At 64.6% G+C, this 24,122-nt stretch carries 19 protein-coding genes; 14 read left to right on the forward strand and 5 right to left on the reverse strand.

Annotation, left to right across the window (positions count from 1 at the left end; translation table 11 throughout):
• Nucleotides 1-17 precede the first annotated feature (17 nt).
• The 11 genes from ACOYR3_RS16615 to ACOYR3_RS16665 all read left to right on the forward strand — a co-directional run bounded on the left by ACOYR3_RS16615 (nt 18) and on the right by ACOYR3_RS16665 (nt 15,504).
• On the forward strand, nt 18-899 hold the full coding sequence (locus tag ACOYR3_RS16615; RefSeq protein WP_422843429.1) for a PilW family protein: 882 nt from the start codon (nt 18-20) through the stop codon (nt 897-899).
• Between the two features lie 41 nt (nt 900-940).
• On the forward strand, nt 941-1,750 hold the full coding sequence (locus ACOYR3_RS16620; RefSeq protein WP_422843430.1) for a pilus assembly PilX family protein: 810 nt from the start codon (nt 941-943) through the stop codon (nt 1,748-1,750).
• A 103-nt stretch (nt 1,751-1,853) separates the two neighbouring features.
• Nucleotides 1,854-5,534, forward strand: coding sequence for a PilC/PilY family type IV pilus protein (locus tag ACOYR3_RS16625; RefSeq protein WP_422843431.1), 3,681 nt, complete (start codon nt 1,854-1,856; stop codon nt 5,532-5,534).
• Between the two features lie 11 nt (nt 5,535-5,545).
• Nucleotides 5,546-5,980 carry a type IV pilin protein gene (locus ACOYR3_RS16630; protein WP_422843432.1) on the forward strand — a complete coding sequence of 145 codons (435 nt, stop codon included), beginning with the start codon at nt 5,546-5,548 and terminating at the stop codon, nt 5,978-5,980.
• Between the two features lie 24 nt (nt 5,981-6,004).
• Nucleotides 6,005-7,117, forward strand: a complete 1,113-nt coding sequence (gene ribD / locus ACOYR3_RS16635) for a bifunctional diaminohydroxyphosphoribosylaminopyrimidine deaminase/5-amino-6-(5-phosphoribosylamino)uracil reductase RibD (RefSeq protein ID WP_422843433.1) — start codon at nt 6,005-6,007, stop codon at nt 7,115-7,117.
• A gap of 138 nt (nt 7,118-7,255) precedes the next feature.
• Nucleotides 7,256-8,458: an ammonium transporter gene (locus ACOYR3_RS16640; RefSeq protein WP_422843434.1), complete on the forward strand. Its 1,203-nt coding sequence runs from the start codon at nt 7,256-7,258 to the stop codon at nt 8,456-8,458.
• A 159-nt stretch (nt 8,459-8,617) separates the two neighbouring features.
• Entirely contained in the window at nt 8,618-10,441 is a 1,824-nt protein-coding gene (locus tag ACOYR3_RS16645) for a phospholipase D family protein (RefSeq protein ID WP_422846609.1), read from the forward strand.
• A gap of 346 nt (nt 10,442-10,787) precedes the next feature.
• On the forward strand, nt 10,788-11,726 hold the full coding sequence (locus ACOYR3_RS16650; RefSeq protein WP_422843435.1) for a glycosyltransferase family 2 protein: 939 nt from the start codon (nt 10,788-10,790) through the stop codon (nt 11,724-11,726).
• A 37-nt stretch (nt 11,727-11,763) separates the two neighbouring features.
• Nucleotides 11,764-12,396: a class I SAM-dependent methyltransferase gene (locus ACOYR3_RS16655; RefSeq protein ID WP_422843436.1), complete on the forward strand. Its 633-nt coding sequence runs from the start codon at nt 11,764-11,766 to the stop codon at nt 12,394-12,396.
• A 9-nt stretch (nt 12,397-12,405) separates the two neighbouring features.
• Complete coding sequence (locus ACOYR3_RS16660) at nt 12,406-13,269, forward strand: hypothetical protein (protein ID WP_422843437.1); 864 nt, start codon at nt 12,406-12,408, stop codon at nt 13,267-13,269.
• 3 nt (nt 13,270-13,272) lie between these two features.
• Complete coding sequence (locus tag ACOYR3_RS16665; protein WP_422843438.1) at nt 13,273-15,504, forward strand: hypothetical protein; 2,232 nt, start codon at nt 13,273-13,275, stop codon at nt 15,502-15,504.
• A gap of 68 nt (nt 15,505-15,572) precedes the next feature.
• Here ACOYR3_RS16665 and ACOYR3_RS16670 read toward each other — a convergent pair whose 3' ends face one another.
• Complete coding sequence (locus ACOYR3_RS16670; RefSeq protein ID WP_422843439.1) at nt 15,573-16,577, reverse strand: tRNA-dihydrouridine synthase; 1,005 nt, start codon at nt 16,575-16,577, stop codon at nt 15,573-15,575.
• Between the two features lie 227 nt (nt 16,578-16,804).
• Here ACOYR3_RS16670 and ACOYR3_RS16675 point away from each other — a divergent pair, with 227 nt between their 5' ends.
• Nucleotides 16,805-17,389, forward strand: a complete 585-nt coding sequence (locus ACOYR3_RS16675) for a hypothetical protein (RefSeq protein ID WP_422843440.1) — start codon at nt 16,805-16,807, stop codon at nt 17,387-17,389.
• A 21-nt stretch (nt 17,390-17,410) separates the two neighbouring features.
• Here ACOYR3_RS16675 and ACOYR3_RS16680 read toward each other — a convergent pair whose 3' ends face one another.
• The 3 genes from ACOYR3_RS16680 to ACOYR3_RS16690 form a co-directional block, all read right to left on the reverse strand.
• Nucleotides 17,411-18,583 carry a methyltransferase gene (locus tag ACOYR3_RS16680; protein WP_422843441.1) on the reverse strand — a complete coding sequence of 391 codons (1,173 nt, stop codon included), beginning with the start codon at nt 18,581-18,583 and terminating at the stop codon, nt 17,411-17,413.
• Nucleotides 18,584-18,750: 167 nt separating this feature from the next.
• Nucleotides 18,751-19,275, reverse strand: coding sequence for a GNAT family N-acetyltransferase (locus ACOYR3_RS16685; protein ID WP_422843442.1), 525 nt, complete (start codon nt 19,273-19,275; stop codon nt 18,751-18,753).
• A gap of 165 nt (nt 19,276-19,440) precedes the next feature.
• Nucleotides 19,441-20,016 (reverse strand): hypothetical protein, encoded by a 576-nt coding sequence (locus ACOYR3_RS16690; RefSeq protein WP_422843443.1) that lies wholly within the window; start codon nt 20,014-20,016, stop codon nt 19,441-19,443.
• 179 nt (nt 20,017-20,195) lie between these two features.
• On the opposite strand from ACOYR3_RS16690, the gene ACOYR3_RS16695 reads away from it, so the two are divergent.
• Nucleotides 20,196-20,834, forward strand: a complete 639-nt coding sequence (locus tag ACOYR3_RS16695; RefSeq protein ID WP_422843444.1) for a response regulator — start codon at nt 20,196-20,198, stop codon at nt 20,832-20,834.
• On the forward strand, nt 20,818-22,692 hold the full coding sequence (locus ACOYR3_RS16700; protein ID WP_422843445.1) for a hybrid sensor histidine kinase/response regulator: 1,875 nt from the start codon (nt 20,818-20,820) through the stop codon (nt 22,690-22,692). The genes ACOYR3_RS16695 and ACOYR3_RS16700 overlap by 17 nt, the downstream gene beginning before the upstream one ends.
• On the opposite strand, the gene ACOYR3_RS16705 is transcribed toward ACOYR3_RS16700, so the two are convergent.
• The gene (locus tag ACOYR3_RS16705) at nt 22,664-24,103 is read right to left on the reverse strand and encodes a coniferyl aldehyde dehydrogenase (protein ID WP_422843446.1); all 1,440 of its coding nucleotides are present in this window, start codon (nt 24,101-24,103) and stop codon (nt 22,664-22,666) included. The genes ACOYR3_RS16700 and ACOYR3_RS16705 overlap by 29 nt on opposite strands.
• Nucleotides 24,104-24,122: the final 19 nt, after the last annotated feature.

Below are 24,122 nucleotides of genomic sequence, written 5' to 3' on the forward strand. Positions count from 1 at the left end.
TGGCGAGCCCCACGAACATGAAAACTTTCCACCCCCCCCTCCGGCAACGCGGCGTAACGCTGATTGAGTTGATGGTCGGCATTGTCATCGGTCTGCTGGTCGTCGCTGTGGCCATGGGCGCACTGATGGTCTCCCGCGGTATTTCAGGCACCGTCAGCGACGCCAGTGGCATACAGCAACAGGGCGCCTACATCATGCGAGTGATCGGCCAGCAATTGCGCCAAACCGGATCGCTGTACCTGAACCCTGACCCATCGGGAACCGCCAGCACAGACGTACTGAGCGCCGTTGTGTTTGAGATCAAGGCAAATGCAATCAGTGGAAACAGCTTTGCTCAAGAAGACACGCTGGTTGGCAGCGAAAACACCGTGACAACCGGCTTCAGGCGATACCAAGAAAACGTTTTCTTTGCCGACAACGCTACCGACGACGATATCGGTACCGATTATCTAGCGCGTAACTGCGTGGGGGCGCCAGGCAACGCCAGCACCGATCAGCGGGTAGAAAGCATTTTCACATTTGCCAATGACACCCTCCGGTGCCAAGGCAACGATGTCGTGATTCCGCAGCCCCTCGCGCAGAACATCGCACAGTTTTACGTTACCTATATGGTGCAAACCACCGATGGCGCCGGGAGCAAGTTGCAATACATCAAGGGAAGCGATATGCCCACATCGGCCATCGACCCCACATGGCGCCGCGTGCAAGGCATGCAAATCTGCGTTGTGCTCTATGGCAGCGAGCAAATCGACATGCCCGCTGGCAGTAAATACACCGACTGCAAGGGCGATGAAGTGGACATGACTGCGCTGGCAGGCGCGCGCAGGAATCGCATGCACATGCTCTTTACAAGCACCTTCCAATTGCGCAGCCAGGGCCTGCTGACCAACGAGTCCTGATCGCCGCAATCGGTCTCCTCAGGACACACGAATCCATCGCCATGCCATACCACTCGCACCTCGCCTGCTCCCGCCGACCCGCCAACAGTGGCATAAGCCCCCCCGTCGCTGCCACCCGCCAGCAGGGTGTGGCCCTGTTTGTCGTCATCGTCTTTGTCATGCTGTCAATGCTGCTGGCGCTGTGGGCGTCGCGCACCTCGCTGTTCAATGAAATGGTCGTGGGCAACGACGCCAACTACCAGCGCGCCTATGAAGCCGCCCAGGCCTTGCTGCAAGACGCCGAGCTCGACATTCGAGGCGAGATGGCCGATGGCACCTTGTGTGCGGCATCTCCGTGCCGCGCGTACACCAGCAAGCTGCAGTTTCCGGGTGACACCAACGAAATCAATCCGCTGATTACAGCGCTCGAAGCCGAGCCCACACGCTGCAAGGATGCCTTGTGTGCACGGCGCGTGGGGCGGCAAGACTTTTGGAACTACGCCACCGCAACGACTCCCATCAAACCCGCAGCCAATGCGGCCCTTGGGGAAGTGCCGCTGTCTGAACTGATGGCTGTAGGCGCTCGCTATGGCCAATACACCGGCGCGGCAAACACCACGAACGCTGGCCCACTCAACCCCATCCTGACCGAAACTGAGGATGGGCGAGGTGGCTGGTACTGGATTGAGGTCTTGCGCTACAGCGACAAAGCTAAAAGCGCCCATCTGATCGTGGACTCCTCCACCAGCGAACTGCCACTGAACCTCGACGTGTATGTCGTTTTTCGCATTACGGCCTTGGCCTTAGGGCACAAACCGGGCACCACCGTGGTACTGCAAGAAACCTATGCGCGCCAACGGACGAAGGATTGAAGCTCCGCACCGATTGCTATTGAATCAATAGCTGCAAGCGCTTTCCACATAAGCGTTTCAAGCCTGTTTAAATATATTCTGATTTACCCTGAAGGAGCAGACCATGCCCCGCACCAAGAGCATCCCCTTCCAGAAGAACCTGCTGGCCATCGCCGTTGGCGCCGCGCTAACCCCTGCATGGGCTTTAGAGCTGGTACAAGAGCCCCCGTTGCCGACGTCCAAATCGGCTTTTGTAGCGCCAAACGTGATTATCTCGGTCGATGATTCTGGCAGTATGAATTTCGGCGTCAAAACGGGCAGCGACGGCTCGACAGCTACAGGCCCAGGCTATACCGAACCTGATATCAACGGAAAATGGAAAGATGACGCCAGGCGAGTCAAAGTTCTGCAATATGCCTTGAACAAGGTTTTCAAGGACAAGGAACTCATACCAGAGAACAAGCTGCGGATTGCCTGGCAATCCATGAACAACGGCACCCAGAAAAATGTCAATGCGGCCGGCATGGTCACCCAGTCCATGCGCCCAATTGACGCGGTCGTCGGCACCAACAAAGTACACCGCGACAATTTCCTTGCTTTCGTCAACGGCTTGGCGCCGGGTAGTGGCACCCCATTGCATCGGCTTCCCAGCCAAGCAGATGCGTATATGCGACGCCCCCTTAACAATACAAGCCCTTGGGCCACTGATCCGGGCGGAACCGGGAGCAAATCCACCGAGTATCTTGGGTGCCGCCGGAACTACCACATTCTGATGACTGACGGCCGCTGGAACGGGGCCGTATCAGGGGGCGATCAAGATGGGCAAAACTGGCCCGTGCTGGGCGACCGGCAGGCGTTCAGCACCACATCCGACCAGACCAAAATCTATCACGACAACTATACCGACACCATTTCCGATTGGGCGTTCAAAAGCTGGATGGATCCCTTGCAACCTGCTGCAAACCTCAAGGATTCAGACAAGCTTAAACCCTCCAAAATTTATGACGAAGCCCCGGCGACGGAACTATTTTCTGCAACTAGAAATAAATTTAAAATCGTAACAGCTACCGGCAACACCACCAGCAAGAGAAAAGCCGCCTGTCTGAGTATGTCCGGAGAATGGCTAGGTGGCACGACCGATAACTGCAGAGTGCCAGACGGCACTGAGACAAAATCGGTAAATTTGCAAAAATATTGGAACCCAAAATACAACCCAGCAACGTGGCCACATATGGTAACGTACACAATTGGATTCAGCGATGATGCCACAACCTGGCCTGGCGCCGACAATATCATCGGACCGACCGCCAAAGTTCCTTTTGGTTATGACAACAGCTTCATCGACTTGGTAACCGGCTTTCAAACCTGGCCGGCCATGGATGCAGAGGACAAGCGTGCGCTTGATTTGTGGCATGCCTCCATTAACGGTCGCGGCCGGTTTTATTCGGTATCTGAGGCCGAGGACTTGGCAAAGGCTTTTACCGAGATCATTGGCAAGATTAACGAGGAAAGTGCCCCTCTGCCCGATGAAATCGCGGGCGGGGGCAGCACGAGCGGCTACAACGTTTCGCAAAGCAACGCCGGCATTTTTGCGTCGATCTACAGCCCCAAGAGGGCATGGAGCGGCTCCATCACCGCGACGCGTGCCATCGAACCCGAGGAATATGCCTGTCCGACGAAGGAGGACCCAGGCCTCAAGTGCATCCGCTTCCCGGATGTCGTTGCCGGCTGGCAAGGCAAGTCCACCGCAGACCGGCTGGACGAGCTGACTTCTGCAGACATCGAAAACCGGCTGGTACTCAGTTGGAGTGACGATACGAAGAAAGGCATCCCGTTCAAATGGACATCGGGTACCTCGATCGGCTACAGCACAGCCCAAAAACTGGCCCTGCTGGGCGTTACCTCGGGTGATACCACAACCGACCCGCTCAAGACCCAGGGCATCAATATCGTCAACTACATCCGGGGCGACCGCTCGCTGGAAGGCACTACATCGGCAAAGCCGCTGCGCGAGCGCTTCAGCCGCCAGGGTGACATCGTCAACTCTGAAATCTGGTACACCGGCCGGCCGATCAGCAACTACGGCATGGGGTATTCCAGCTTTGTAACGGCGCAGAAGAACCGCACGCCGGTTTTGTATGTGGGTGGCAACGACGGCATGCTGCACGGCTTCTCTGCGACCGACGGAAAAGAGCTGATCGCCTATGTGCCGCGTGGCGTTGTGAGCGGGCTGAAAGACTTGACCGACAAGGATTATCAGCACCGCTACTACGTCGATGGTTCTCCAATGACGGGAGACATCAAGGACGGAACCAATTGGAAGACCCTGCTGGTGGGGGCGCTGGGCGCCGGTGGCAAGGGCTACTTTGTGCTGAATGTCACCAACCCCTCCAGCTTCGGCAGCACCCCTGTGGCCGATCTGGTAGTGATGGACCGTACCCGCGCTAAGGGTGAGGCCGCGCCTGATTGTTCGGTGCTTTCGGGCTCGGCGAAAACCGACTGCCTCACAGCCGTAGAAGAAGACAAAGACATCGGCAACATTGTTGCCCAGCCGGGCCGCAACCCTGCCAACTTGCAAGAGTCCACCCAGATCACACGCATGAACAACGGCCGATGGGCTGTGGTGATGGGCAACGGCTACAACAGCGCCAATCAGCGCCCCGTGCTGCTGGTGCAGTACCTCGATGGCACCGACAAGAAATTGCTGCGCATCCAGGCCACTACCGTTGCGACGGGCACCGGCAATGCCAACGACAACGGCTTGGCATCGCCCGCGCTGGTTGACCTCAATGGCGACGGCAAGACCGACGTGGTCTATGCAGGCGATAACCTGGGCAATCTCTGGAAGTTTGATCTCACCAGCACGGACGACACAAAATGGAAGGTGGCTTTTGGTGACAACAAGCCACTGTTCACCGCGCGCGGCCCTGTGAAACTGACCGACACCACGCGAGGACAGATCCAGCCGATCACCGCCCCGCCGATCGTGCGCGCAAACGATCGCACCATGACAGTGGGCTCCGGTGCAAGCGCCAAGACCGTTGCCATTGGGGGCATGATGGTCGCCTTCGGCACGGGCCGCAACCTCACCGCGAACGACCGGAGGACCGACATTACGCAGAACGTGCAGACGTTGTACTCCGTTTTGGACAACACACGCTACCGCATGAACACTGACAAAACTGCGCTGGAAGTCCATCCCGGTGCAGGTGACTGCGACACCGCGCCCGACACCTGTGTGCCCACCCCTGCCCCCGTGGGCACAATGGCCAACGACGGTAAACCCCTCGCCAAGCAAACTATCACGACAGTAGATGGTGATTTCGCCACCATCAATGCCACGCAGGAACTCAAAAAGGCAACCTGGAAGGATTACAAGGGCTGGTACGTGGACCTGCCATTTGCCGGCGAGCGGCTGCTCAAGCCCATGCAGTTTTTTGATGGCAGCAATATTCTCGCGGTCTACAGTGAATCGCCCTCTGGCACTAAGAACAGCGAGAGCGACAACATCAACGAGAGTTGCGTGCCGGTGAAAGTGGACACCAGCGCCGGCAGCCAGTTCCGTACCCTGATCAATATCATGGATGGCAAACTCCCGTCGGTGCAGTTGGTGGACTATGACAACAACGGCATCTACAACACCGACGACAAGAAAGTTGCTCGGGCTCCTGTAAAGACGGGTACGCCGGTTCTGATCACGAAGCGAGATCGCATTCAGGATCTCACCGGGGGCGGTGGCGCACGGGACACGCTGAACCGCATGCCCGAACAATCCATGCGCCCAAGCTGGCGCCAACTGAAATGAGAACAAGCACCATGATTGGACATCTGCGGAAAGGGCAACGAGGCTTCACGCTCATCGAACTGATGATCGTCGTGGCCATTGTTGGCATCCTAACGGCCATCGCCTACCCCAGCTATGCGGAATACGTCCGGCGCGGTCACCGAGCGGATGCGCGGGCAGGGCTGCTCCAGGCGCAGCAGTGGCTGGAACGTGCGTCCACCGCGACCGGCGTATACCCGACAGCGTTGCCTAGCAACCTGACGTGGGCGGGCGATCCCAGCAAACGCTACACCATTGGATTCGCAGCCGGGAACACCAACGCCGCCTTCACCTTGGTGGCCACCCGCAAGGCAGGAACCGCCCAAGCTACGGACAAGTGCGGGGATTTCACCCTGACCAATACGGGTACGCGGGGAGCAAATAACCTTTCTGCCGGCGCAACGGCCGCCGACTGCTGGAACAAATAGCGTCTGCGCTACCATCCAGGGCGCATGACCACCGCAGCGCCCCACCCCATCGATGAAGCGCTTGGGCTCGCCGCCCAGGCGCTTTTTCTTTCCAACCCCAATCCGCGCGTAGGCTGCGTGCTGGTGGGCCCGGATGGGGCGGTGATCGGCCGGGGCTTCACGCAGCAGGCCGGGGGGCCGCACGCAGAGGTCATGGCGCTGCGGGACGCGGCGGCCCGGGGGCAGAGCACCCGGAACGCCACCGCCTACGTCACCCTCGAGCCCTGTTCCCACCACGGCCGCACCGGGCCGTGTTGTGACGCGCTGATCCAGGCGGGCGTTTCCAAGGTGGTTGCCTCGCTCACCGATCCCAACCCCCTGGTGGCTGGCCACGGCTTTGAGCGCCTGCGCGCTGCGGGGGTGGAGGTGGTGGTGGGGCCGGGCGCGCAGGCCTCGCGGGAGCTCAATATCGGGTTCTTCAGCCGCATGGTGCGGGGTTCACCCTGGGTGCGGATGAAGGCAGCCGCCTCGCTCGATGGAACCACGGCCCTGTCCAACGGTGCCAGCCAGTGGATCACGTCGCCGGCCGCACGGGCGGACGGCCACGCCTGGCGTGCACGGGCCTGTGCGGTGCTCACGGGCATCGGCACCCTGCTGGACGACAACCCGCGGCTCGATGTGCGCGAGGTATTCACCCCTCGCCAGCCACATGTGGTCATCGTGGACAGCCGCCTGCAGATCCCCTTGGATGCTCGCATTTTCATAGCTGGCCGCGCTTACTACATCTACACCGCGGCCCCTTCGGATCCTCAAAAAGAAGCCGCACTGCGGGAGCGCGGCGCCACGGTGGTGCACCTCCCCGACAGCCGCGGCAAGGTGGATCTGCAGGCCATGCTGCAAGACCTGGGCAGGCGCGGCATCAACGAGCTGCATGTCGAGGCGGGCCACAAGCTCAATGGCTCGCTGGTGCGCGAAGGCCTGGTCGATGAACTGCTGCTGTACCTGGCGCCCCGGCTGCTGGGCCCAGGGCATGGCATGGCGGATTTCGGCCCGCTGACGGTGCTTGCCGATGGGCTGGCGCTCGAGTTCCTCTCAACGGACTCTATCGGGCCGGACCTGCGCATCGTGGCCCGCGTGGCGGGGCGCGGCCGGTTCTAGCCCACGCCGCAGGCACCCGCCCCCAAAGGGTGCACTCCCCGAATCCACTTTGGCGCGATTTTTGCTTCAATTTGGTGCGCACTCGGTATCCAAGCCACCGACGCACCAAATCAGATCATTCAATCGCACGAGGACGTTATGGAAGCACTCAAACAGGGCGCGGATGCCCTGTTCATTCTTCTGGGGGCCATCATGGTGCTGGCCATGCACGCGGGATTCGCGTTTCTGGAGCTGGGCACCGTGCGCAAGAAAAACCAGGTGAACGCACTGGTCAAGATCCTGGTGGATTTTTCCGTGTCCACCGTGGTGTACTTTGCGGTGGGCTACGGCGTGGCCTACGGCACCCATTTTTTTGTGGGCGCGGAGTCGCTGGTTCAGCAAAACGGCTACGCACTGGTCAAGTTCTTTTTCCTGCTCACCTTTGCCGCCGCCATCCCGGCGATTGTCTCGGGCGGCATTGCGGAGCGGGCCCGGTTCTGGCCGCAGCTGATGGCCACGGCCGTGATCGTGGGGTTTGTCTACCCCTTTTTTGAAGGCATTGCCTGGAACCAGCATTTCGGCGTGCAGGCCTGGCTCAAGGCGCTGACGGGCGAGGAGTTCCATGACTTCGCCGGCTCCGTCGTGGTGCACGCCATGGGCGGATGGATTGCCCTGCCGGCCGTGGTGCTGCTGGGCTCGCGTGCCAACCGCTACCGCAAGGACGGGGCGATCTCCGCGCACCCGCCCTCGAACATCCCCTTCCTGGCGCTGGGCGCGTGGGTGCTGGTGGTGGGCTGGTTCGGCTTCAACGTCATGAGCGCGCAGACCGTGGACAAGCTCTCCGGCCTGGTGGCCGTCAATTCGCTGATGGCGATGGTTGGCGGAACCCTGGCAGCCCTGCTGCTGGGCAAGAACGACCCCGGCTTCGTGCATAACGGCCCGCTGGCGGGGCTGGTGGCCGTGTGTGCGGGCTCGGACCTGATGCATCCCCTGGGCGCGCTGGTGGTCGGGGGCGTGGCGGGCGCGATCTTCGTGGTGATGTTCACGCTGACGCAGAACCGCTGGAAGATCGACGACGTGCTCGGCGTGTGGCCCCTGCACGGCCTGTGCGGCACCTGGGGGGGCCTGGCAGCCGGGCTGTTTGGCAGCAAGTCGCTGGGTGGCCTGGGGGGCGTGAGCTTCTCGGCGCAGCTGATCGGCACGGGCATGGGCGTGGTCTGGGCGCTGGCGGGCGGCTTTGTCGTCTACGGTGTCATCAAGCGGGTGGTCGGCCTGCGCCTCACGCAGGAAGAAGAGTTCGACGGCGCCGACCTGTCCATCCACAAGATCAGCGCGACACCAGACCGCGACGCCAGCTGGTAAGCCGGGCAGCGCGTCACGCCGTTCAACGCAGGCACAACGTCCTGCCCGGCAAGCGAGGCGAGGCCGGCCTTGCTGTCGCGTTGGCGCGGCGTCCGACACACGGGCCTGCAGCGGCAGCGCCACAATGGCGCCATGCGCTTTTCACCCAGTGCTTCTGTCATGGACTTTCCGGCCGCGCTTCAGGCCAGCGCCCGGTACGGCTGGCTCGCACTGGCCGCCGTGCTGGTTGCAGGCGCGCTCGGCGGCTGCGCCAGCGGGCTGCCCAAGCAGGTGGAGCGCCCTGTGTCCACCGCGCTGGCCGCGCCCGCCACCACGGCCCTGGGCCGGCTGGTGGAAGAGCGCCGCGCGGCGGCCGGAGCCCGCCACCCCTCCGGGTTTTTGCTGCTGAGCGGGCCCCAGGCGGCCTATGGCAGCCGGCTGGCCCTGGTGGATGCGGCCCAGAAAACACTGGACCTGCAGTACTACGCCATCCACGCCGACGCCAGCAGCGAACGCCTGCTGATGGGGGTGATTGCGGCGGCACAGCGGGGCGTGCGCGTGCGCATCCTGCTGGACGACTTCCACAGCGCAGGCCGCAATGCCCAGGTGATGCGGCTCGCGTTCGTGCCCAACATTGAAATGCGCATGTTCAACCCGCTGACCGGGGCGCGCGGGTCGCCGCTGGGGCGCATGTTCAGCGCGCTGGGGGACTTCTCCCGCGTGCAGCAGCGCATGCACAACAAGCTCTTCATTGCAGACAACGCCCTCGGAGTGACCGGCGGGCGCAATCTGGGCGATGCCTACTTCGGCCATGCAGACTCCGGCAATTTCGTGGACCTGGACGTGCTGGCGGCCGGGCCAGTGGTGCAGGAGCTGTCACGCAGCTTTGACAGCTACTGGAACAACGAGCGCGCCTACCCCGTGCCGTCGCTGGTGACGCGCGAGGAGCTGGAAGCCCTGAGCCAACAGGCGCGCGCAGCCGACGCGACACGGCGCGAGCGCATCGCCGGCCAGGGCGGCGCCTTTGCACCGGACGGCCAACAGCCAAGCCCGGCAGCGCCCCCCCTTGCAGAACAGCGCGCGCGGGTGTGGGACCAGCAGCCCATGGACCTGGCCCGGGTGCCCTTCACCTGGGCTCCGGCAGCCGTGCTGGTGGATCGGCCAGCGAAGATACCGCCCGACGGTAGTGGGCCCGAGGCCCGCCTCCCCGAGACTCCGCCTGCCAAGGCCTCGCCCCGGGCGATCACGGCGCCGGGTCCCGCAGCCCCGGCCCCTGCGGCATCGCCCGTCAATGCTGGCACCCCGTCCACCGCCTCGGACGCGCAGACCGATACCGTGGTGGACGGGCTGCTGCAGCTCATGGGCCAGGCCCGGCGGGACCTGCTCATCATCTCGCCCTATTTCGTACCCGGCCCCGACATGAAACAGGCGTTCGCCGCCGCCCGGGCCCGTGGCGTGCGGGTGCGGGTGCTCACCAACTCCCTGGCCTCCAACGACGCCCCCATCGCCCACGCCGGCTACGCGCGGCACCGCCCCGATCTGCTGGCCATGGGCGTGGAGCTGTACGAGATGCGCAGCGAGCTGCCCAGCGGGCTGCGGGGCGCCCTGGGCTCCACCGGCAGCACGGGCGGCCGTGCGGAAGGCGGCACCTCCTCGGGGGCGCCAGGGAGTTCGCGGGCGATGCTGCACTCCAAGCTCCTGATCCTGGACGGCCGCCTGCTGGTCGTCGGGTCCATGAACCTGGATATCCGCTCGCAACGGCAGAACACCGAGATCGCCCTGCTCATCCGCAGCACCAGCCTGTCACGCCGCGCGACCGCACAGATCGAAGCGGCGCTGCGCGAAGTGGCCTGGCAGGTACAGCTGCAGGACGGCGGCGCACTGGTATGGCGCGCACCCGCCGGCAGCGGCCTGCCCGACGCCACCACGGAGCCTGACGCCAGCCTCCCGCTGCGCATGATGCTCCAGCTGCTGGGCCCGCTGGCGCCGGACCATCTGCTCTAGGAATGCCCTGCACGAATCGCGCGGAAAGTGTGCGCTGCGGACCGGGAGAGGCAGCAAGGCGCAAACGCCGCTGTCGACGCCGCCCAGCCATTGTGAATAACCGTTAACTCCTTGGGGGCTTGGTCCCTCGCGCACTGTCCGGCACAGTCCACGCCACGCGCGGCAGAACATTGCAACACCGCCCCCGCCGAGCCCTGCGCACTTCGCACAGGGGCCTGGGGATCGCACCGCCGCCCCAGACAACGTGCACCGTGCGCTTGGCAACCCGGCCGGCCTGCGTGCGCATGCAGAAACGCTCATCCGGGTAGTGCATTTGCCCCCGGCTGGTGCGAGAGGAACGGACTTAGTGAAGCTGATCATCCAAATTCCCTGCCTCAACGAGGCAGCGACCCTTGCCATTGCATTGAAAGACTTGCCCCGCAGCGTCGCAGGGTTTGACACCGTAGAGTGGCTGATCATTGACGATGGAAGCACCGACGACACCGTGCGGGTCGCGCTGGAAAATGGTGTGGACCATGTGGTTCGGCATACGCGAAACCAAGGATTGGCGCGCGGCTTCATGACCGGCCTCGATGCGTGCCTGAAGCTGGGCGCCGACGTCATCGTCAATACAGATGCCGATAATCAGTACAACGCGCAGGATATTCCCGCGCTCACCGCACCTATTGTCGCCGGTACCGCCGACATCGTCGTGGGTGCGCGGCCGATCGAGGCCATTGAGCATTTCTCGCCCATCAAAAAGATGCTTCAAAAACTAGGCAGCTGGGTCGTCCGCGTTGCCAGCAATACCGATATTCCCGACGCACCCAGCGGTTTTCGCGCAATCAACCGGGCGGCGGCCCAGCGCTTGATGGTTTTCAATGACTATACCTATACCCTGGAGACCATTATCCAGGCAGGGCAGAGAAACATGGCCATTACCTGGGTCCCGATACGGGTGAATGGAGATTTGCGTCCGTCTCGCTTGGTCAAGAGCATTCCGTCCTATGTCAAGCGCAGCATCATCACCATTTTACGTATTTTTATCGTTTACCAGCCTTTTCGTTTTTTCATATCCATTGGCTCCGTGCTGTTCGGACTTGGATTTTTGATTGGCTTGCGGTTCCTTTGGAAATATTTCAGTGGCGACGGCTCGGGACACGTGCAGTCCCTGATTCTTTCAAGCGTCTTGTTGGGAATGGGTTTTCAGACCTTCATGGTGGCATTTCTTGCAGACCTGCTGGCGGCAAACAGAAAGCTGGCGGAGGATATGCGGTTGGAGCTGAAATCGCGCAAAGGACTTTGAAACCCATGAATCACGAAATCTCTCGATACAGCAACCCATGAAAATATCCGAAGGATTGCGCGAAGGTGGCATTGTCGTTGGCAACAATTACAACAAGTACTCCACCCAAAACCCGATAGCGCGCCGGCTGATGCGGGGCTTCTCCGAATCCCTGTCGGCCCTGGTTTCGAAGGCAGCGCCCGAGACCATCCATGAGGTCGGTTGCGGAGAGGGGTACTGGACCCTGGCCTGGCATCAGCAAGGAATGCAGGTCAAAGGCAGTGATTTTTCGGAGCAAGTGATTGCGCTCGCTCAGGAAAACGCAGCGGAGCGAGGGCTTCCCCCCACCCTTTTCTCGCGCCGGAGTATCTATGAGCTTGCGCAGGGCGACGACAGTGCAGACCTCATCGTCTGCTGCGAAGTGCTGGAGCACCTGGACGATCCTGAAGCCGGCCTGGCGGCCCTGCGGCGTGTTGCCACACGGAACATCATCCTGAGCGTGCCTCGCGAGCCCCTCTGGTGCGCCCTGAACCTGGCGCGAGGCAAATATTGGTCAAGCCTGGGAAATACCCCCGGCCACATACAACACTGGTCCAGCCGGGCATTTGTCGATCTGGTGCAGAAGTACTTCGAAGTGCAGGAAATCCGAAAACCGCTGCCCTGGACCATGTTGCTGTGCAAAAAATACTGACGGGCTTTCGTGCATTACGTGAAGCCACATTTCAAAAAAATACTCCACATCGTCGGCGGAGGCCTCGGAGCGGCAGGTGTATTGTTTGTGGCCGTGCGCCTTCATCAATATGCTGGCCAGATCGCAGCGGATCGCTTTTCACCGGTTGAATGGTTTTTTATCGCCCTGCTGGCTTTTATTAATGGTGGCGCTAATGTGCTGCTGGCCATGGCATGGTTGAAAACTCTTGCATTTCTGCAGTTGCCTGCGGAACGCAACTGGGCAGTCAACGCTTATGGCCTTTCTCAGCTGGCGAAATATGTGCCTGGCAATATATTTCAGTTTGCCGGCCGGCAGGCGATAGGCCTCGCCGCAGGGCTGGCCGCGGGGCCGCTGCTCCGGTCCACCGCTTATGAACTGGGCATGCTGGCAGCCGCAGGGGCATTTTTCGGCATCCTCGCCCTCCCGCTGTGGACGGCCCTGGTGCCCGAATGGGCTGCTTTCCTGGTTTTCTGCGCTTGCATCGCTGCAATCGCTCAGGTCCTGCGTCGGCATGTATCGCGCCACCTGGCTGCGGCCTGGGGTTTCCAGCTGCTGTTTCTGGCGCTTTCGGGTCTCGTTTTCTGGCTGATCCTGACGATGGTTTCCGGCCACGGGCCACTGCCATTGGCGAGCATCTGCGGGGCGTACGTGCTGTCGTGGCTGCTGGGCCTGGCCACGCCGGGCGCCCCGGCGGGTGTCGGGGTCCGGGAGGCAGCGTTGCTCTTTATGCTGGGCACGTCCGTGCAACCCAGCCATTTGTTGATTGCCGTTGTGATGGGACGCATCGTCACGGTGTGCGGTGATTTATTGTTTTTTTGCGCTTGCGTCCAAAGAAAGCGCCACCTCCGCTAAAAAATGGCTTCCGGCCCCATTTCCACCTCCGCATTCTCCAAGAGAGATCAATCGCCCACCCATTGGAGAGCCGCGGGCGCGCTACTTCTCGCCTGGCTGGCGGTCCTGGTGGTTAACGGTGCCCTGCCGTTTTTCGGTCTTCCCACATTGGGGCAGGCGGTTTGGGTGACCGGGTTTTCCCAGTCGTTTGCCAACCAGCCTTTTATCGGGTTTTACGCTCACAATTTTGGGGCCCCACATCCCGCAGCCATGGCATTTGGTTTGCCCGGCGCATGGATTGCCGCAATTTTCATCAAGATGGGGCTCCACGCCGCCGATGCGTATGCCCTGATGATCGCATGCTGGCTGACCGTCGCCTTTTGGGGAGCCTATGGTCTGGCGCGGTTTATGGCTGCGTCGCCTCTTTCATCGGCATTGGCGGCGCTGGCGTGGGGAACGATGCCGGTGGTATGGAACCATGCGGGCTATTCGCTTCTGTCGGTGGGCATTGCATTGCTGCCCTGCTATTTCTGGGTGGCCCTCCAGTTCTTCACCCAGACACCGCAGCGGTTGCTGCCAAGCTTGGCCGCCTATGGGGTAGCTTGCGTTGTTGCCATTTTCATGGATGGCTACACCTTCATGATGTTCGCCACAGGCTCCTCCCTGCTGGGGTGTTTTCTTGCAGTCCGGAAGACGGTGACGCCCCGCCGCCTTCTGCTTCACGGCGCGTGCTTTGCCGCAGCCTATGCCATCTTTACGCTCTATATCGGAAAGAGCCAATATGAGCCCGCCGATCTCGATTTCTTCCGCGGCTGGGGGGCCGATGTCAGCTTCTTTCTGACCCCTACAGAAGGAGTGCACTGGATTCCGGACCTGCTAGGCTGGAGCGTGCCCAGGTCTCCCGAAGATTTCTTTGGCGATGCCTCCGTATGGATCACGACCTTTAGCCTGCCCCTGGTAGCGGGAGCGTCCATTTTCTGGATATTTTCCAAGAGCCAATACAAATACCCGTTTGCCTTGATAACTCTCGTGGGGTTTTATATGGCCCTGGGACCGTCTCTCAAGTTTTACTCCCTCAAGCCCGAATCGGAGGCTTCTCAAATGATGGAAGAACAGTACGCCATCGCGCCCACGGGTACGGGCGTCTTGTCAGAGAGAATTCCCGGATTCAAGAACATGCGGGCCAGCTACCGCTGGAGCGCGTTGGGATGCCTGGGTGCCTGGGCGCTTGTCGTTTTGGCACTGGCCAGCGGCCGCAAGAAGCCAACGGCCTGGGCAGCCGCCGGATTGGCGGCCATCACGGTATTGAACATTCCAGACCTGGAGCAGAAATTCAACGAATACCATTCCAATCGCCTGCAATTCATGGCCATTGACCAGGATCTTCTCGGCGGCATGGAAAAATCCCTAAAGGCAGGGGAGCACGTTGCATTCATTCCTTGGAGAAATGATTTTCTCGTCAACTACCTTGCAGCCAAGCTGGGGATCATTGCCTACAACATAGGAGGCGACAAGAACAACAGTGACGCCCGGGTCTATTGGCCCGCAGTGTTGAAAGACCTGCCCATGGGCAGCGCGCCCCCGGACCTTTCAGCGCGCATCATTCGGCTCTTGGCGCAGAGGGACGCCGATGCGGTGGTATTGCCCTACATCGACATGTTGGCGGCCGCTCATCAATGGCCTTACCCGGCGACCGAGCGCGATGTCCTTGCCCCGGCCCGGAAGGAACTGGAAAATTCCGGATATTTTCATATTACGGACGAAGCCTATTATGCCGTGGTCCGATTGAAACCCGAGTATCTGGCACCGGCCAAGGCCCGCCAAATTGTCCAAGAGGCTCATGAGAAGTACTGCATCGTTCCAGATTGCCTGAGATCAACACAATTCACCCAGAATGCGCCGACCCAGGTCGGCAATATTGTGGGCGGAAAGCTGGTGACCACAAAAAAATCCGGATTTCTGCATTTTGGCCCTTATGCGCCAATGCGTTCCGGAAATTATGTGCTGAGCATTTTCGGCGAGGTGGACCATGCCGGTAGCGCATGGATGGATGTCGTGGGGGATAAGGGTTCGGCCACGTACGCGCGGTTCCCGCTGCCCGCACAGCCGGAGTCGTCCCACCGCTTGCTCGAAGCGCAGCTCCACCTTCCCGAGGACGTGGACGACCTGGAAATCCGGGTTTTTGTGGAAGCAGACACGCAAATGTCACTCAGCGGCTACCAATTGCTGCCGGAAGGCCGGGGGCGCCAGCCATGAACCGGCGAGCGCAGCCCGCCCCACAAGTCGGCCGCCCGCCGCTGCGCCGGCGTTCAGCGCACCGCTGATCAGTGCCGGCCTGCCGGGTCGGCCAGCGGAGAAGCGCCCGGAACGCCGCCCTCTTCCTGCAGCGACGCAATCCACCGGCTGATCGCCCGTTGATCCGTCATGGTGCGCACGTGCTGGTAGGCCGCTTCCGCTTCGGCAAAGCGCCGGCGCAGCAGGTTGAACCACTGCTTGAGGCGGCCGGCCCGCTGGCGCGGCTCCAGGTCTTCGCACACCAGGTGCCAGAAGGCGGCCAGGTGCGGGAGCAGGTCGGGCCAGGCCACGGTGTCCGAGCCCGGCAGGCCACGGTCCGCCGCCCGGATGGCGCGGGCCAAGCCAGGGTCGGCCACCATGCCGCGCCCCAGCATCAGGGCGTCGCAGCCGGACACCGCGCGGCAGCGCTGCGCGTCGGCCACCGTCCAGATCTCGCCGTTGGCCACCACAGGAATCCGCACCGCCGCGCGGATGGCGGGAATGTGCTCCCAATACGCCGGCGGGCGGTAGCCGTCGGCCTTGGTGCGGGCGTGCACCACCAGCTCGGCCGCGCCACCGTCCTGCATGGCCTGCGCACATTCGCGCATCAAGGCCGTGTCGTTGAACCCCAGGCGCATCTTGGCCGACACGGGCAGATGGGCCGGCACGGCCCGGCGCACGGCGGCCACCACGGCGGCGATGCGCTCGGGCTCCTGCAGCAGCGCGGCGCCGCCGCCATGGCGGTTGACCACCTTGGCAGGGCAACCGAAGTTCAGGTCGATCCCCTCGGGCCCCAGGGCGGCGAGGCGCGCTGCGTTCTCGGCCATGCTGACCGGGTCGGAGCCCAGCAGCTGCGCGCGCACCGGCACGCCGCTGAGCGTGCGCCCGCCGTTGCGCAGCTCGGGCACATAGCGCAGGAACACCTTGTCCGGCAGCAGCGTGCCGGTGATGCGGATGAACTCGGACACGCAGCGGTCCACCCCGCCCACCCGGGTCAGCACGTCGCGCAAGACAAAATCAAGAAGCCCCTCCATGGGGGCGAGCAGCAAGGTCATGACCCGAAACGCCACCGAGGCTCCGCCATGCGGGTGGCACAAAGATAGCAATAAAATTGGCCGCTAGCGCTTATGGGACAAGCGCAAACAGCTATTAAAAATATAGCAAACACACCCAATCCAGCGGGGTGCGTAGGCCATGCGGACGCCATTGTGCGGCACCGGGGTCATCACTGCGTCACGGCGGTTTGCTGCAATCGCCGCCATTCACCGTGACGGAGAACCCCATGCTGCTGCAGAAGACCGAAAAAGCCCGCCTGGAACTCTTGCCCGGCGTCCGCACCCTGAGCCTGCGCGAGCGATCGCTGCTGCTGCTGGCCGACGGCAAGCCGCTGTCGGACCTGCAGGCCATGTACAACGGCATCGGCGCACAGATCGTCGACAACCTCATGCGCCAGGGCTACCTGACCGGCCCCGCGCAAGCATCGGCGGCCGACGCCGCCCCGCCCCGCGACAAGCCCTCCATCCAGCGCCCCGAACCCGGCGAGTCCCTGCGCTCGCTGGCGGGTGCCCGCATGTACCTTTTTGACACCTGCGAGCGGCTTTTTGCCCGCCGCGACCCGGTGCTGGCCCAGCACTTCCGCGAGGCGCTGCGCGCCGCCAAGGACCGTGACAGCATGCTGGACGCTGGCGAAGCCCTGTTCGAGGAAGTGGCGCTGACCGCAGGGGACGACCGGGCCGCCAGCCTGCGCGAAAAGTTTGAGCTGCTCCTGCCGCTGGCCTCGGCGCCCCGCGCCGCTGCAGCGTCCACGGCCCCATCCACGGCCACCACCGCCGGGGCCACGCAGCCCGCGGCGCTTGCGGCCCGCTGATGCCGCAGCCCGCCAGCGCGTTCAGGCCACGCCCAGCCGCCAGAGGGACGTGACCTCGGCGGCACGCGCCGCGTGCAGCGCGTCGGCCGCGTCCGCGGCCTTGGCATGGCGGGGCCGGACATCGTGCCGGCCCAGCACCTTCAGCCCCGCCGCGGCGATCCACTCCAGCAACTGCGCACGCGGGCGCAGGCCCAGGTGCTCGGCCAGATCGGACAGGATGAGCCACCCCTCCCCGCCGGGCTCCAGATGCGCTGCCAGGCCCGCCAGGAAGCCGCGCAACATGCTGCTGCCTTCGTCATACACCGCACGCTCGATGGGCGAGCTGGCCCGCGCGGGCACCCACGGCGGATTGCACAGCACCAGCGGCGCGCGGCCGGGCGGGAACAGGTCGGCCTGCAGCAGCTCCACGGACGCGAGGACGCCCAGGCGCTGCAGGTTGTCGCGTGCGCACTCCAGCGCGCGCGGATCCTGGTCGGTGGCCACCACCTGCCGCACACCGCGGCGCACCAGCACTGCAGACAGCACGCCCGTGCCCACACCGATATCAAAGGCCAGCGCCGGGTTGCCGCCAGGCAGCGGCGCGCTGGCAACCAGGTCCACGTACTCGCCGCGCACGGGCGAAAACACGCCGTAGTGCGGGTGGATGCGGTTGTGGGGCGGCGCGCCCAGCGCGGGCACCTCCACGCCTTTCTTGCGCCACTCGTACGCCCCCACCAGGCCCAGCAGCTCGCGCAGCGTGGCCACGCTGCGCTCGCCCGTGGCCGGGCCCCATGCCTGCGTGCAGGCCTCGCGCCAGTCCGGCGCGCGGCGCAGGGCGATGCTGTAGTCCCCCTCCAGCGGAATCAACACCGCCGCCAGCACCCGCGCCCGCTGCGCCTGCGCCTGGCGGTGCAGATGAAAGGCCTCGGCCGGCGTCACAGCAGCCGCCTTCTGCGCCGACCGCGCCACCGCCTTGCGCGGCCTGCGGTCGGCCCGGCGCATCAGGGCCTGCAGCAGGTGGCGGGCATTCTGGAAATCCCCCTGCCACAGCAGCCCCGTGCCCTCGCACGCCATGCAGTAGGCCGCATCGGCCGCCAAGGTGTCGTCGGCGGCCACGACCCGACGCGGCGCAGGGGCGCCGCTCTCGGAGCGCCACCGTGCATGCTGGGGCTGACCCTGGTGGGTCCATTGGATCGGGGAAGTGGGTGTCAACATCGAACGGGCGCATCGCCCCAAATCAAGGGCTGCCTATGAAACCGGCGCGGCCCATACCCGGGCCGCCGCGCAAAGGCCGCCCCGCCGCGCTGGCGGCGTCCCCCTTCCCGTGCGCAGCACGAGCGGCGGGGGAGGCGGCGCAGTCGCTCAGGGGGTTGCGCTGCATGCTAGGCGTTGATGGGCCGCTTCAGGCGCACTTCCTCGATCTTCACGCCGCCGATCACCGCCGTCTTGGCCGTGGACAGCTCGCGCTTGAAGCCTGCGAGTTCATGGAAGCGCAGCGCGCGCTCGTTGCGCAGCGGCACCCAGGCGGTGACGTTGGTGCAGCCCTCTTCCTGCAGGCCGTCGCGGGCGGCGTCCCACAGCGCCAGGCCCACGCCTTGGTTCCAATGGGTGGGCGCCGCGTAGATGGCCCAGATCTCGCCCGTGGTGGGACGGGACTTCTCATCACGCGAGCGGTCGTAGCCGACAAAGCCGACGATTTTCTCGCCGTCCACCGCCACCTGGACCTGGGGCTCGCAATATTCGATGGCCTCGCGCCAATAGGCCTGGCGCTTCTCGACCGAAGACATGGCTTTCAATTGCTCGTCTGGCACCAGCCCTTTGTAGGCCTCCTGGGCAGAGGCTGTGTGGACCTGGGCGATGGCTTTTGCATCGCGAAGCGTGGCGGGACGAACCTGGATACTGGACATGGAAAAACCGAACGAAAACAGGGAATAAAAAATCGGAAACCCAGCATTGTCGCCGCAAACGGTTTTTCTCCCCTGTGCGCCCCTTCCCCAACCCCCTTTTTAGCGCCCCTGCCGCGCCTGCGGAAGGCTCCACCTCGCCAGCCCTGCAGACCGGAGCGGCAAAGGTCAGGCCAGGGCCAGCGAGCCGGTGAGCGGCGTGGCGCCCGCCGCGGCGCTGCGGCGCACCAGCGCACGCTTGTTGCGCGGGCGGGGCACATGCACCACGGGCGGCGCGCCGTTGATGGCCGAGAGCCCCAGCACCAGCGTCACCGTGCGTGAGCCGTCCTCGCGGTCGTCGCTGGCATAGGCCCGGTAGCTGCCGTTGCCCGGGCCGTGGGCGCGCTGCACGGTGTGAAAGGCCACCCGCGCACCCGACACCCGGTGCCCCGCAAAGGGCAGCACGCGCAAGCGTGCATCCCGGTCCAGCGCCAGGCCCATGTTGCCCGGGCGGTTGATCAGGTCCGTGCGGATGGCCCGCCAGGTCTGGCCTTCGTCGGTGGAGAACTGCCAGGTGCCGGCCTGTGCGTCCAGCTGCTCGATGACCAGCCCCGCAAAGGCCAGCATGCCGGGGCAGTTCTCTTCCACAATGCGCGCCAGCGTGTTGCCGCCCAGGCCCGTGCCGCCGTCGCCGGCCCCGTCGCCGCCCTGGCGGCATGGCACTTCGGAAGACGGGGAACCCGGGCGGAGAGCATTGGCAGTCATGGAATACCTTTGAAGAAAGTAACGAGGAAGAAGGGGATGGAGGGATCTGCAGGCAGCGCACCGGCGCCCGCGGCACCTGCTTTTCATTGCTTGACGGAAAGTCTAAAAAGCGCTCTAGCGTGCGTCCATCCCACAAAAAGACTAGGCCGCCACAGGGTGTTGTGCGCAATACTCGCTGCATGACTGCCCGCCTTCTGCTCGTGGACGACCACAACCTCTTCCGCACCGGGCTGCGGCTGATCGTGCAGGACCACCCGAGCGTGGGAACGATTGCCGAGGCGGGCTCCATCGCCGAGGCCTGCGCCCTGAAGCCGGTGGACACCGACCTGGTGCTGCTGGACATCCAGCTGCCCGGCCTGAGCGGCCTGGACGGCTTGCGCCTGCTGCGCCACGCCTGCCCCAGGGCGCGCATCGTGCTGGTGTCCGCCAGCGTGGCGCCCGACGCCGTGCACGAAGCGCGCCTGCGGGGGGCCGACGGCTTTCTGCCCAAATCCGCCAGCGCCGAGGACATCCTGGAGGCCATCAGCCTCGCCCTGTCGGGCCAGCCCTGCTTTCCCGCCCACAGCGGCAACACCGCGGCTGCGCGCGGGCCCGATGCGCCCAGCCTCACCGCGCGGCAGCTCGACGTGCTGGCCCTGCTGTGCACGGGCAAGCCCAACAAGGTGATCGCGCGCGACCTGGGCCTGAGCGAGAACACGGTGCGCGTGCACGTGGCCGCCATCTTTGCCCAGCTGGGTGTCAACAGCCGCAGCGCGGCCCTGCTGGCAGCCCAGCGCCTGGGGCTGGCCACGCCCCAGCTCCATGGCACGCCCCACTGACGCCCTGCCGGCAGCGGCGCACACAGCCCCGCAGCCCGCCACGCGCTGGGGCTGGCCGGTGTGGGAGCACAACGACGAAGTGCTGCGCGAGCAGGTGGCCCTGCTGCGCCACAACTTCCCCATGACGCTGCTGGCCTCGCTGATCACGGCGCTGGGCACCCTGTGGGTCATGGCCCGCGTGGCCGAGTTCCAGGCCGTCACCGTCTGGCTGGCTTCGCATGCCGTGGTGGTGGCGTGCGTCTACCTGACGCTGCGCAGCATCGCGCCCGACACCGACCCCGCACGGGCGGCTGCGCGCAAGCTCAGCGCCTGCATGGCCGCCATGGGGCTGAGCTGGGGCAGCCTGGGCTTCGTGGTGCTCCACTGGGGCACGCTCGACAGCGTGATTTACTCCATCGGCATCATCAGCACGGTGTCCTCCGGCGCGCTGGGGCTCGGCGCGCCGCTGTACCGCGCCTATGTGGCCTACCTCACGTGTGCGGTCGGGGGCGTCATGGTGGCCGTGGCGCTGGCCGGCGGGCCCGTCCTGTGGCCCGCGCTGTTCCTGACCGGCGTGTACTACGCCCTCACCTGCATGCAGGCCCGCACCGCCGACCGCGCCACCCGGCGCAGCATCGCCATCAAGCTGGAGAACGACCGGCTCGTGAACGAATTGCGGGCCGAGTCGCAACGCGCCCTGGCCGCGCAGGAGGCTGCCGAGCAGGCGGACCGGGACAAGTCCCGCTTCCTGGCCGCTGCCAGCCACGACCTGCGCCAGCCGTTGCACGCGCTGGGGCTGTTTCTGGAATCGCTGCAGCGCAGCCCGCTGAACGATCACCAGCGCACCGTGCTGGGACACGCGCACGCGGCCTCGGGCGCGGCCGCCGAGATGCTGACCACGCTGCTGGACTATTCGCGGCTGGAAGCGGGCGTGGTGAAGGTGCGGCCGGACGCCTTCGCCGTGCAGCCCCTGCTGACCGCGCTGGAGCAGGAGTTCGGCGCGCAGGCCGACACGGCGGGCCTGGTGTACCGCACCCGCGAGACCTCGGCCGCCGCGTACGCCGACCGCTCGCTGGTGGGGCTGGTCATGCACAACTTCATCTCCAACGCGCTGCGCTACACCACCGAGGGAGGCGTGCTGATTGCCTGCCGCACCCGCGGCAAGCGGCTGGCACTGGAAGTGTGGGACACGGGCCCGGGCATCCCGCGCAGCGAGTGGGACAACATCTTCAAGGAGTTCCACCAGCTCGGAAACCCCGAGCGCGACCGGCGCAAGGGCCTGGGCCTGGGCCTGGCCATCGTGCAGCGCCTGGCACGCGAGATGCACACCTCCGTGCAGGTGCTGTCGCAGCCGGGCCGCGGCTCGGTCTTCCGGCTCTGGCTGGACCGCTGGCAGGGGGCCCTGGAGGACGATGCGGCGCCGGCGCCCGATGCGCGCAGCCTCGTCGGCCTGAGGGTGCTGGCCATCGATGACGACGAGGCGGTGCGCATGGGCATGCGGTCACTGCTGCAAAGCTGGGGCTGCCAGTGCATCACGGCCGAATCGGGCGCCCAGGCGCTGGACTGCCTGGAAGACCTCACGCCCGATCTCATCATCACCGACTTCCGCCTGCGCCACGAGGAAACCGGCAAGCAGGTGCTGCAGGCCCTGCGCGCCTACCTGGGCGCGCCCGTGCCCGCCATCATCATGACGGGGGACACGTCCCCCCAGCGGCTGCGCGACGCCCAGTCCACCTCGGCCCTGCTGCTGCACAAGCCGGTGTCCACCAGCCAGCTGCACAGTGCCATGGTCCAGCTGGTCCTTCAGCCCCGGGCGGCGGGCGACGAAGACGCTGCCGCTCCCGCCGCGCCTACAGCCAGCGGCGCAGCAGCCCCATGACCTGGTCGAACCGCGCCCCGTAGGGCGGGTAGAACATCGAGCCCAGGGCCCAGCGCGACTGCACCAGCACGGACTTCTGGTGGCAAAAGCGCAGGAAGCCCTGCTCCCCGTGGTAGGCGCCCCAGCCACTGTCGCCCACGCCACCAAAAGGCAGGTTGTCGTGGGCAATGTGCATGAGCGTGTCGTTCACCGTCACCCCGCCGCTCACGGTGCGGCGCAGCACGTCGCCCTGCACGGCCTCGCTCTGGCCAAACCAGTACAAGGCCAGCGGGCGGGGGCCGCTGTTGATGTGGGCAATCGCATCGTCCAGCCGCTCGTACGAGATCACCGGCAGGATGGGGCCGAAGATCTCCTCCTGCATGAGCTGCATCTGCGAGGTGGCGCCAAACACCAGCGTGGGCACCATCTGCCGGCTGGCCCCGTCGCCCAGCGTGCCTACGGTGGGCGGCGCGGGCCTGCCCTCGGTGGGGTCGATGGTGACCACCTCCGCGCCCTGGGTCTGGGCCTGCTGCAGCATGGTGCGCAGGCGCGCATGGTGGCGCGGCGTGATGATGGAGGCGTAGTCGGCGTTGCCCTCGATGGTGGGGAACAGCCGCTGCACCGCCGCGCGGTAGGCCTGGGCAAACTCGCCCTCGCGGCCGCGGGGCAGCAGCACGTAGTCGGGGGCGATGCAGGTCTGCCCGGCGTTGAGCAGCTTGCCGTGGGCGATCTTGAGCGCCGCGTCCTGCATGTCGCACTGGCCGTCGATGATGCACGGCGACTTGCCGCCCAGCTCCAGCGTGGTGGGCGTGAGGTTCTGCGCCGCCGCCTGCGCCACCTTGCGGCCCACGGCGGTGGAGCCGGTGAACACCAGGTGGTCGAACGGCAGCGAGGCAAACAACGCGGACAGGTTGGCGTCGCCCTGCACCACGCTGAACTCGTCGGGTGCAAAGAACTGCGCAACCAGCAGCGCCAGCTGGGCCGAGGTGTGGGGCGTGAGTTCGCTGGGCTTGAGCATCACGCGGTTGCCCGCCGCCAGCGCCGTGATGGCCGGTGCCAGCGCCAGCTGCACGGGGTAGTTCCAGGGCGATATCACGCCCACCACGCCCAGCGGCTGGCGGTGGATGAAGCCGCTGGCCGGCTGCAGAAAAATGGGGGTGCGCACCCGGCGCGGCTTCATCCAGCCCGCCAGGTGCTTGAGCGTGTGCGACAGCAGGGTGCGCAGCACGAAGAAGTCCGCCACCTCGGTCAGGCGCGGCGAGCGCATGCCGAAGTCGGCCTGCACCGCGGCCGCCAGCACCGGCCCGTGCTCGTCCAGCAGCTTGCGCATGCGCAAGAGCCGCTCGCGGCGCACCAGCAGCGGCACCTCCACATGCTCGCGGCTGGCGCGGTGTTGCAGATCAAAAAGAGCGTGGATCTCGGCAGGCGTCATGGAGGGCATCATAGAAGAC

The sequence above is a fragment of the Acidovorax sp. M2(2025) genome (assembly GCF_049330835.1).
Lineage (GTDB): Bacteria > Pseudomonadota > Gammaproteobacteria > Burkholderiales > Burkholderiaceae_C > Acidovorax.

What these genes read in the sequence shown, in the direction of transcription:
- ACOYR3_RS16615 (WP_422843429.1), top strand. Translation starts at nt 18, where the DNA reads ATGAAAACTTTCCACCCCCCCCTCCGGCAACGCGGCGTAACGCTGATT.
- ACOYR3_RS16620 (WP_422843430.1), top strand. Translation starts at nt 941, where the DNA reads ATGCCATACCACTCGCACCTCGCCTGCTCCCGCCGACCCGCCAACAGT.
- ACOYR3_RS16625 (WP_422843431.1), top strand. Translation starts at nt 1,854, where the DNA reads ATGCCCCGCACCAAGAGCATCCCCTTCCAGAAGAACCTGCTGGCCATC.
- ACOYR3_RS16630 (WP_422843432.1), top strand. Translation starts at nt 5,546, where the DNA reads ATGATTGGACATCTGCGGAAAGGGCAACGAGGCTTCACGCTCATCGAA.
- ribD (WP_422843433.1), top strand. Translation starts at nt 6,005, where the DNA reads ATGACCACCGCAGCGCCCCACCCCATCGATGAAGCGCTTGGGCTCGCC.
- ACOYR3_RS16640 (WP_422843434.1), top strand. Translation starts at nt 7,256, where the DNA reads ATGGAAGCACTCAAACAGGGCGCGGATGCCCTGTTCATTCTTCTGGGG.
- ACOYR3_RS16645 (WP_422846609.1), top strand. Translation starts at nt 8,618, where the DNA reads ATGGACTTTCCGGCCGCGCTTCAGGCCAGCGCCCGGTACGGCTGGCTC.
- ACOYR3_RS16655 (WP_422843436.1), top strand. Translation starts at nt 11,764, where the DNA reads ATGAAAATATCCGAAGGATTGCGCGAAGGTGGCATTGTCGTTGGCAAC.
- ACOYR3_RS16665 (WP_422843438.1), top strand. Translation starts at nt 13,273, where the DNA reads ATGGCTTCCGGCCCCATTTCCACCTCCGCATTCTCCAAGAGAGATCAA.
- ACOYR3_RS16670 (WP_422843439.1), bottom strand. Translation starts at nt 16,577, where the DNA reads ATGACCTTGCTGCTCGCCCCCATGGAGGGGCTTCTTGATTTTGTCTTG.
- ACOYR3_RS16675 (WP_422843440.1), top strand. Translation starts at nt 16,805, where the DNA reads ATGCTGCTGCAGAAGACCGAAAAAGCCCGCCTGGAACTCTTGCCCGGC.
- ACOYR3_RS16680 (WP_422843441.1), bottom strand. Translation starts at nt 18,583, where the DNA reads ATGTTGACACCCACTTCCCCGATCCAATGGACCCACCAGGGTCAGCCC.
- ACOYR3_RS16685 (WP_422843442.1), bottom strand. Translation starts at nt 19,275, where the DNA reads ATGTCCAGTATCCAGGTTCGTCCCGCCACGCTTCGCGATGCAAAAGCC.
- ACOYR3_RS16690 (WP_422843443.1), bottom strand. Translation starts at nt 20,016, where the DNA reads ATGACTGCCAATGCTCTCCGCCCGGGTTCCCCGTCTTCCGAAGTGCCA.
- ACOYR3_RS16695 (WP_422843444.1), top strand. Translation starts at nt 20,196, where the DNA reads ATGACTGCCCGCCTTCTGCTCGTGGACGACCACAACCTCTTCCGCACC.
- ACOYR3_RS16700 (WP_422843445.1), top strand. Translation starts at nt 20,818, where the DNA reads ATGGCACGCCCCACTGACGCCCTGCCGGCAGCGGCGCACACAGCCCCG.
- ACOYR3_RS16705 (WP_422843446.1), bottom strand. Translation starts at nt 24,103, where the DNA reads ATGACGCCTGCCGAGATCCACGCTCTTTTTGATCTGCAACACCGCGCC.